This window comes from Streptomyces sp. NBC_01497 (assembly GCF_036250695.1).
Lineage (GTDB): Bacteria > Actinomycetota > Actinomycetes > Streptomycetales > Streptomycetaceae > Streptomyces.
In genome coordinates, this window is sequence record NZ_CP109427.1 from 6,836,541 (window position 1) to 6,845,526 (window position 8,986).

Genomic DNA, 8,986 nt, shown 5'->3' on the forward strand with positions numbered 1-8,986 from the left:
GGCCGGGCCCCACGCCCGGCCGCCGCAGCAGTTCCCAGGCGCGGACATGAGGAGCACCGTTGAGCAGGTTGCGCTGGCTGACGGCGGGGGAGTCGCACGGCCCCGCACTCGTCGCGACACTGGAGGGACTTCCCGCCGGCGTCCCGATCACCACGGACGCCGTCGCGGACCACCTGGCCCGTCGGCGCCTCGGGTACGGGCGCGGGGCGCGGATGAAGTTCGAGCGCGACGAGGTGACCTTCCTCGGCGGGGTGCGGCACGGCCTCAGCCTCGGCTCGCCCGTCGCGGTCATGATCGGCAACACCGAGTGGCCGAAGTGGGAGCAGGTCATGGCGGCCGATCCGGTCGACCCGGCCGTCCTCGCCGAACTGGCGCGCAACGCGCCGCTGACCCGGCCCAGGCCCGGCCACGCCGACCTCGCGGGCATGCAGAAGTACGGCCTCGACGAGGCGCGGCCCATCCTGGAACGGGCGAGCGCCCGCGAGACCGCCGCGCGCGTCGCGCTCGGCGCGATCGCCCGCTCGTACCTGAAGGCGACGGCCGGCATCGAGATCGTCTCCCACGTCGTGGAGCTGGCCTCGGCCAAGGCGCCCCGCGGGCTCCTGCCGAAGCCGTCGGACGTGGAGCGGCTGGACGCGGATCCGGTGCGCTGCCTCGACGCGGACACGAGCAAGGCGATGGTCGCGGAGATCGACCAGGCCCACCAGGACGGCGACACCCTGGGCGGCGTCGTGGAGGTCCTCGCGTACGGCGTGCCGGTCGGCCTCGGCTCGCACGTCCACGCGGACCGCAAGCTGGACGCGCGCCTCGCCGGAGCACTCATGAGCATCCAGGCGATCAAGGGCGTCGAGCTGGGCGACGGGTTCGAGCTGGCGCGTGTGCCGGGCTCGCAGGCCCACGACGAGATCCTGGTGACGGACGAGGGCATCAGGCGCGCCTCCGGCCGCTCCGGTGGCACCGAGGGCGGCCTCAGCACGGGCGAACTCCTGCGGGTGCGGGCCGCGATGAAGCCCATCGCGACCGTGCCGCGCGCCCTGGCCACCGTCGACGTGGCCACCGGCGAGCCCGCCAAGGCCCACCACCAGCGCTCCGATGTCTGCGCGGTGCCCGCGGCGGGGATCGTCGCCGAGGCGATGGTCGCCCTCGTGCTGGCGGACGCGGTCGCGGAGAAGTTCGGCGGGGACAACGTCGTGGAGACCCGGCGCAACGTCGAGTCGTACCTCGAACACCTGGCGATCCGGTGACCGGGCCCAGGATCGTGCTGGTCGGCCCGATGGGGGTCGGCAAGTCGACCGTGGGAGAACTCCTCGCACAGCGCCTCGACGCGGCCTACCGCGACACGGACGCGGACATCGTCGCCTCCCAGGGCAAGGAGATCTCCGACATCTTCCTGGACGACGGCGAGCCGCACTTCCGGGCGCTGGAGAGCGCGGCGGTCAGGGCGGCGCTCGCCGAGCACACCGGCGTCCTGTCGCTCGGCGGGGGCGCCGTCCTCGACGCGAGCACGCGGGAACTGCTCGGGGGGCTGCCCGTCGCCTACCTGACGATGGAGGTCACGGAGGCCGTGCGGCGCACCGGCCTCAGCGCCGCTCGTCCGCTGCTCACGGTCGTCAACCCCCGCCAGCAGTGGAAGCAGCTCATGGAGGAGCGGCGCCACCTCTACACGGAGGTCGCCCGGGTGGTCGTGGCCACCGACGAGCGCACCCCCGAAGAGGTCGCCGACGCCGTACTGGACGCACTGGAACTGAGGAAGGCATGACGGAGCAGACAGCGGAGCACCCGGTCACCCGCATCCAGGTCGCCGGCACCGCCGGCACGGACCCCTACGAGGTGCTGGTCGGCCACCGGCTGCTGGGCGAGCTGCCCGCGCTCGTCGGCCGGGCCAAGCGCGTCGCCGTGATCCACCCCGAGGCGCTGGCCGAGACGGGCGAGGCGCTGCGCGGCGACCTCGCCGAACAGGGGTACGAGGCCATCGCCGTCCAGGTGCCCAACGCCGAGGAGGCGAAGACCGCCGAGGTCGCCGCGTACTGCTGGAAGGCGCTCGGGCAGAGCGGCTTCACCCGCACCGACGTCATCGTCGGTGTCGGCGGCGGCGCCACCACGGACCTCGCCGGGTTCGTCGCGGCGACCTGGCTGCGCGGGGTGCGCTGGATCGCGGTGCCGACGACCGTGCTCGGCATGGTCGACGCGGCGGTCGGCGGCAAGACGGGCATCAACACCGCCGAGGGCAAGAACCTCGTGGGCGCCTTCCACCCGCCCACCGGGGTGCTGTGCGACCTCGCGGCCCTGGACTCCCTCGGCACCCACGACTACGTCAGCGGCATGGCCGAGATCATCAAGGCGGGCTTCATCGCCGACCCCGCCATCCTCGACCTCGTGGAGTCCGACCCCGAGGGCGCGAGGAGCCCCGGCGGCCCGCACACGGCGGAGCTGATCGAGCGGTCGATCCGGGTGAAGGCCGAGGTCGTCTCCAGCGACCTCAAGGAGTCCGGTCTCCGGGAGATCCTCAACTACGGCCACACGCTGGCCCACGCCATCGAGAAGAACGAGCGCTACAAGTGGCGGCACGGCGCCGCGGTCTCCGTGGGCATGGTCTTCGCCGCCGAACTGGGCCGGGTCGCGGGCCGGCTCGACGACGCGACGGCCGACCGCCACAAGGCCGTCCTCGGCTCGGTCGGTCTCCCGCTCACCTACCGGGGCGACCAGTGGCCCAAGCTGCTGGAGACGATGAGGGTCGACAAGAAGTCACGCGGTGACCTGCTGCGCTTCATCGTCCTCGACGGGCTCGGCAAGCCCTCGGTGCTGGAGGGGCCCGACCCGGCGTTCCTGGTCGCCGCGTACGGGGAGGTCTCGGCGTGAGCCGGCGCGTGCTCGTGCTCAACGGCCCGAACCTCGGCCGCCTCGGCTCGCGCGAGCCGGACATCTACGGTGCGACGACGTACGCGGGCCTGGTCGCGACGTGCGAGACCTTCGGCAAGGAGCTGGGGTTCGACGTCGAGGTGCGCGAGACGAACGACGAGGGCGAGATGATCCGCTGGCTGCACGAGGCGGCCGACGGCAGCCTTCCCGTGGTCGTCAACCCCGGCGCGTTCACGCACTACTCGTACGGCATGCGGGACGCGATGGCGCAGCGCACCGCCCCGCTCATCGAGGTGCACATCTCCAACCCGCACGCCCGCGAGGAGTTCCGGCACAACTCCGTGGTGGCGTCGGTCGCGAGCGGCACGATCGCGGGCTTCGGCATCGGCTCGTACCGGCTCGCGCTGCGGGCCCTCGCCGAGGAACTGACGGGCTGACAGCCGCCCACCGGCCCGGGTGCCGGGGGCGGTACCGTTCAGTAGGCAACACGCCGGTCGTACGAGACGGAGTGGCAGGAGATGCAGGACGCGATGGGTGCCTCCGAGGACGACGACTGGCACCTCCCGGTCTGGGCCCCGCCCGCCGCGCCGCCACCCGGTGGGAGCCCCGCTCCGGCGCCGGATCCCACCGGACGGATCCCCGCCGACGACGGCGCGGCGCCCGAGGAGGACGACGGCTTCGCCCTCCAGGACCCGCCGGCGTCCCCGCCCGCGCCGCCGCTCCGGGCCGGGGACGCCGCGCTTCCCGGTATGCCGCGGGCCGCGGCCGCGGTTCCGGGTGCGCCCCAGGCGGGGGTCCCCGGCCTTGAGGTGCCGCAGGCCGGGGTCCCCGGCTCTGCTCCGCCACCGCCCGGAGCCGCCGGTCCGGGCGGGTACCGGCCCGGCATCCCTGCTTCCGGCCTGCCGCGGGCGGGAGTTCCTGGCGCGGGCGTGCCGCAGCCCGCGGTTCCGGGCGCCGGTCCGCTGCCCGGGCTCGTCGGCCCAGGTCTGCCCCCGTCCGTCACGCCACCGTCCGCTCCGCCGGGGCCCGGCCTTCCCCCCGCCGGTCCCCCCCGGTCCCACACTCCGCAGACCGGTGTCCCGCCCCTCCCGCCCGGGGCGCCCGCCGCCCCCGCGCCCCGCCGGCCGGCCCCGGTGGGCGCCCGTCCGGCCGCCGCCGTCCCGCAGGCACCGGTACGGCCCGATTCCACCGGACATGTCGCCCTGCCGCCCGGCGGGCCCGTCCCCATGCCGGTGCCCTTCGCGCCCGAGGGCGGTACGGGGGCGGCCACGCTCGCCGTCCTGCTGATCGGCCCCGCGGGCGCGGGCAAGACCACCGTGGCCCGGCACTGGGCGCGCACCCGCCGGGTGCCGACCGCTCACATCAGCCTCGACGACGTGCGCGAATGGGTGTGTTCGGGCTTCGCCGACCCGCAGAGCGGCTGGAACGAGCACTCGGAGGCCCAATACCGGCTCGCCCGCCGCACCTGCGGCTTCGCCGCGCGCAACTTCCTCGCGAACGGCATCTCCTGCATCCTGGACGACGCCGTCTTCCCCGACCGCCCCGTCATCGGCCTCGGCGGCTGGAAGCGGCACGTAGGCCCCGGCCTGCTGCCCGTCGTCCTGCTGCCGGGCCTCGAAGTGGTGCTGGAGCGCAACGCGAAGCGCGAGGGTAACCGGCGGCTGTCCGACGAGGAGGTCGCCGGAATCCACGGCCGGATGGCCGGCTGGTACGGCTCCGGTCTGCCGATCATCGACAACAGCGCATTGGACGTGCCGACCACGGCGCGGGTCCTGGACGAGGTCCTGGCCCAGTCCGTCGCGAGCCCGCCCGCCTGGTAGGCGCGGGGCGCCCCGTCCCCGGTCGGACGCGCTCGACCGGCCGGACGGGGCCCGTCCTCTTACGCTCGGACCATGTCAGAGGTGTACGCGGGCCGTCGTACCCGGCTGCGCGAGAGGTACGGCGCCTCACACGGCGCCGCGGCCCTGGTCTGCGGCCACGCCAACGTGCGTTACCTCGCCGGCGGGGCGCCGCCCGGCGCCGTCCTGCTGCTCGCGCCGGGTCAGGACGTGCTGCTGTGTCCCCGGGCGTCTGCCGAGGACACCGCGCCCGGACGGGTGGACGAAGGACTGCGCGCCGTCGTCTGCGAGGAGGCGGGCGATCCGGCTGTCGCCGCGGCCCGCCTCCTCTCGGGTGCCGGGCGCGAGGCAGGCGCGGGCTCGCTCGCGGTGGAGGAGGACCACCTGACCGTCTCGCGGCACCGGGAGCTGGCCGCCGCCGTACCGGAACTGCGGCTCACCGACCTGGCGGGCGCCGTCGAGCAGCTGCGCGTGGTCAAGGACGAGGAGGAGATCTCCCGGCTGCGGATCGCCGCCGAGATCGCCGATCAGGCCCTCGGCGAACTGCTCGAATCGATCCTCGTCGGCCGCACCGAACGGCATCTCGCCCTGGAGCTGGAGCGCCGGCTCGTCGACCACGGCGCGGACGGACGGGCCTTCCCGACCTCCGTCGCCACCGGTCCGCACTCGGGGCGCCGGGCCCACCGGCCGAGCGACCGCAGGGTCGAGGAGGGCGATTTCCTGACCGTCAGCCTGGGCGCCGAGTACCGCGGCTACCGGTGTAGTGTCGCGCGTACGTTTGTCATCGGGACGTCCCCCGCGGACTGGCAGATCGACCTGTACGAGCTGGTCTTCGCGGCCCAGCGGGCCGGCCGGGAGGGGCTGCTGCCCGGCGTCGGCTGCCGCGACGTCGACCGCACGGTGCGGCAGCGGCTGGTCGCCGCGGGCCACGCGGAGGGACTGGACCCGTGCACAGGGCACGGTGTGGGGCTCGAAATCGTGGAGGAGCCGCAGTTGGCACCCGCGTCCATGGGTAAACTGGACGCCTGCGTGCCGGTCACCGTCGGACCTGGAGTGCACCTCCCGGGCCGGGGCGGCGTCCGGATCGATGACACGCTCGTCGTCCGCCCCGAGGCGGACGGCGGACCCGAGCTACTCACCATCACGACCAAGGAGCTGCTCGCGCTCTAGGACCTGCTCGCACGGGGCCTGGGGAGCAGCGCACCCGTGGTCCCACCTGCTTCAGTCCAGGAGATCCGCAACCGTGGCATCCACCAACGACCTCAAGAACGGTTTGGTGCTCAAGCTCGACGGGAACCAGCTCTGGTCCGTCGTCGAGTTCCAGCACGTGAAGCCCGGCAAGGGCCCGGCCTTCGTGCGCACCAAGCTCAAGAACGTGCTGTCCGGCAAGGTGGTCGACAAGACCTTCAACGCCGGCGTGAAGGTCGAGACCGCTGTCGTCGACCGCCGCGACATGCAGTTCTCCTACATGGACGGCGAGTACTTCGTCTTCATGGACATGGGGACCTACGACCAGATCCACGTCAGCCGGGAGGTCGTCGGCGACGTCGCGAACTTCCTGCTGGAAGGCTTCGAGGGCACGGTCGCGATGTACGAGGGCAGCCCGCTGTACGTCGAACTGCCCGCAGCGGTCGAGCTGGTCATCGAGCACACCGACCCGGGTGTCCAGGGCGACCGCTCCACCGGCGGCACCAAGCCGGCGAAGCTGGAGACCGGCTACGAGATCGGCGTTCCGCTGTTCATCTCGACCGGCGAGAAGATCAAGGTCGACACGCGTTCGGGCGAGTACCTCGGCCGGGTGAACAGCTAACCGTGGCCGCTCGCAACAACGCCCGGAAGCGCGCGTTCCAGATCCTCTTCGAGGCCGACCAGCGCGGCGAGTCCGTCGGCACGGTCATGGCTGACTGGATCCGGCACGCCAGGACCGACGACCGTCAGCCTCCGGTGACGGAGTTCACGATGGAGCTCGTCGAGGGTTACGCCGGACAGGCGACCCGTATCGACGATCTGATCTCGACCTACGCGGTGGGCTGGACGCTCGACCGCATGCCGGTCGTGGACCGCAACATCGTCCGTCTCGCCGCGTACGAGCTGGTCTGGGTCGACGGGACGCCGGACGCGGTGGCGATCGACGAGGCGGTGCAGCTCGCGAAGGAGTTCTCGACCGACGAGTCGCCGTCCTTCGTCAACGGCCTGCTCGGCCGCTTCAAGGACCTCAAGCCGAGCCTGCGCCGCTCCTGACGGCCCGGCCTGCCCCGCTCCGTCCCATCGCGCGGACGGGGCGTCCGTACGCCCCAACGGGCCCGGTGGCCCGGCAGGGAAGCGTGTGACACGCCTGTGCGGCCCCTCGGCCCGTGGTGGACAGGACGTCCGAGACGACGTCCCCGCCACGGGCCGCCGTGCGTCCCGACGCCGTCCGGCGGCCCGGGGCGGCCCGCCACGGGCGCCGCGATACGGATGGGTGACACCTGTGACGGGCTGCCGCGGGCTGTGATCCCCGCCACGGTGCCTGCCGTGCGATCCAGTGCGATGCCGTGGCGCGCCGAGCCCCGCCCGTGGCGCGGACCGTGGCATGCCACGGTCGCTGTCAGGACCTTGGGGGCTCACCGCCCCACCGGCCGGCCCGTGCGGGGCTCTGCCGCGGCCCAGGGGCCCGCGGGGCCGTCGGGCGCCCGCGGGGGCGGCCCCGTGTCCGGAAACCGTCGTACGGCCGTCCGAGAGCGGTGGCGGGGCCCCGGGCCCGCCGAGCGGAGGCGGGGCTCGGCCGTCGCTCGTAGGCAATCACGTTGCGCATATGCCGAGGGGCGAGCTTCCCCGAAGGGTGCTCGCCCCTCAGGACGTGACGTTTCTGCTGCTTTTGTCCCCGAGGGATCCGGGCTGTCAGCCCTCCTCGTGCGCCACCGCTCGCCTGGCGTCGGCGCCGAGGACGCCCCAGTTGATGAGCTGCTCGGTGAGGACCGAGGGCGACTGGTCGTAGATCACGGCCAGCGTGCGCAGGTCGTCCTGGCGGATCGACAGCACCTTGCCGTTGTAGTCCCCGCGCTGGCTCTGGATCGTCGCCGCGTAGCGCTGGAGGGGCCCGGCCTTCTCCGCCGGCACATGGGCCAGCCGCTCCAGGTCCAGGACCAGCTTCGGCGGCGGCTCGGCAGCCCCGCCGGGGGTCGTGCCGGGAAGCAGCTCCTGGACCGGGACGCCGTAGAAATCAGCGAGCTCGGCGAGGCGCTGCACCGTCACGGCGCGGTCACCGCGCTCGTAGGAACCGACCACCACGGCCTTCCAACGCCCTTGGGACTTCTCCTCCACACCGTGGAGTGACAGGCCCTGCTGGGTGCGGATGGCCCGGAGTTTGGTCCCGAGCTGTTTTGCGTATTCGCTGGACATATGGCTCCCCGGACGAAGTCTCGTAACTCACTGTAAGGTTACGCAGCGTTACCCTGATGCGTCAAGCCGGATGGTCCGTACCGGATACTCCCGAGGGTCCCCCGGGGGTCGCGGGTCCGCCACTGGTAGGATGCATGGCGCAATCATGACGTCCTTTAACGTCCGTCCTGTGAGGCGGAGAAGGAGGTCCGTTTTCCATGAGTTCCATGGATGCAGACAGCACGGAAAATCTCTCCGGCGCCGGCGCCGCACGGCCCGTCCTGGAAGCACCCGACATCGCGCGGGTGCTCACCCGCATCGCCCACGAGATCGTGGAGCGCGCCAGGGGCGCGGACGATGTGACGGTGCTCGGCATTCCCACCCGCGGTGTCTTCCTCGCCCGCAGGGTCGCGGCGAAGCTTCAGGAGATCACCGGCAGGGTGGTCCCCGTCGGTTCGCTCGACATCACGATGTACCGGGACGACCTGCGGATGCGGCCCGCGCGGGCCCTGGCCCGCACGGAGATCCCCGGGGACGGCGTCGACGGCAGGCTGGTCGTCCTCGTGGACGACGTCCTGTTCTCGGGCCGTACGATCCGCGCGGCGCTCGACGCGCTCGGGGACATCGGCCGCCCGCGCGCGGTCCAGCTCGCGGTCCTCGTGGACCGCGGCCACCGCGAGCTGCCGATCCGCGCCGACTACGTGGGCAAGAACCTCCCGACCTCCCTCAGGGAGACCGTCAAGGTCCAGCTCAGCGAGATGGACGGGCGCGACACCGTACTGCTCGGCGTCAAGCAGCCCGCGTCCGGCGAGCGCTAGCGGCCCTCCACGGGCCCGTCGCGCGCCCCTCGGGGCGCGCACCCGGACCCCGCCCGTCCTGACCTGCCACGGCCGCGAGCGCGCGCCCGCGCGCGTTCACGCACCAGACCC

General features: G+C 73.1%; 10 protein-coding genes. 9 read left to right on the forward strand and 1 reads right to left on the reverse strand.

The genetic code is table 11. The features are described from left to right. The first annotated feature begins 59 nt into the window (after positions 1-59). From aroC to nusB, 8 genes are all read left to right on the forward strand, one after another. Entirely contained in the window at positions 60-1,244 is a 1,185-nt protein-coding gene (gene aroC / locus OG310_RS28945) for a chorismate synthase (protein WP_329458786.1), read from the forward strand. A gap of 29 nt (positions 1,245-1,273) precedes the next feature. Then, positions 1,274-1,759 (forward strand): shikimate kinase, encoded by a 486-nt coding sequence (locus tag OG310_RS28950; RefSeq protein ID WP_329460446.1) that lies wholly within the window; start codon positions 1,274-1,276, stop codon positions 1,757-1,759. Beyond that, on the forward strand, positions 1,756-2,859 hold the full coding sequence (aroB, locus tag OG310_RS28955) for a 3-dehydroquinate synthase (RefSeq protein WP_329458787.1): 1,104 nt from the start codon (positions 1,756-1,758) through the stop codon (positions 2,857-2,859). The genes OG310_RS28950 and aroB overlap by 4 nt, the downstream gene beginning before the upstream one ends. Next, positions 2,856-3,296: a type II 3-dehydroquinate dehydratase gene (aroQ, locus tag OG310_RS28960; protein WP_329458788.1), complete on the forward strand. Its 441-nt coding sequence runs from the start codon at positions 2,856-2,858 to the stop codon at positions 3,294-3,296. Before aroB ends, aroQ begins: the two co-directional genes overlap by 4 nt. A 525-nt stretch (positions 3,297-3,821) precedes the next feature. After that, positions 3,822-4,679: an AAA family ATPase gene (locus OG310_RS28965; protein ID WP_329460447.1), complete on the forward strand. Its 858-nt coding sequence runs from the start codon at positions 3,822-3,824 to the stop codon at positions 4,677-4,679. Between the two features lie 72 nt (positions 4,680-4,751). Beyond that, complete coding sequence (locus OG310_RS28970; RefSeq protein WP_329458789.1) at positions 4,752-5,867, forward strand: aminopeptidase P family protein; 1,116 nt, start codon at positions 4,752-4,754, stop codon at positions 5,865-5,867. Positions 5,868-5,940: 73 nt separating this feature from the next. Continuing rightward, positions 5,941-6,507: an elongation factor P gene (gene efp, locus OG310_RS28975; RefSeq protein WP_329458790.1), complete on the forward strand. Its 567-nt coding sequence runs from the start codon at positions 5,941-5,943 to the stop codon at positions 6,505-6,507. Positions 6,508-6,509: 2 nt separating this feature from the next. Beyond that, positions 6,510-6,938, forward strand: coding sequence for a transcription antitermination factor NusB (nusB, locus tag OG310_RS28980; protein ID WP_329458791.1), 429 nt, complete (start codon positions 6,510-6,512; stop codon positions 6,936-6,938). A gap of 639 nt (positions 6,939-7,577) precedes the next feature. On the opposite strand, the gene bldD is transcribed toward nusB, so the two are convergent. Beyond that, on the reverse strand, positions 7,578-8,078 hold the full coding sequence (gene bldD / locus OG310_RS28985; RefSeq protein WP_329458792.1) for a transcriptional regulator BldD: 501 nt from the start codon (positions 8,076-8,078) through the stop codon (positions 7,578-7,580). A gap of 206 nt (positions 8,079-8,284) precedes the next feature. Here bldD and pyrR point away from each other — a divergent pair, with 206 nt between their 5' ends. Further along, positions 8,285-8,875: a bifunctional pyr operon transcriptional regulator/uracil phosphoribosyltransferase PyrR gene (pyrR, locus tag OG310_RS28990; protein WP_329460448.1), complete on the forward strand. Its 591-nt coding sequence runs from the start codon at positions 8,285-8,287 to the stop codon at positions 8,873-8,875. Positions 8,876-8,986: the final 111 nt, after the last annotated feature.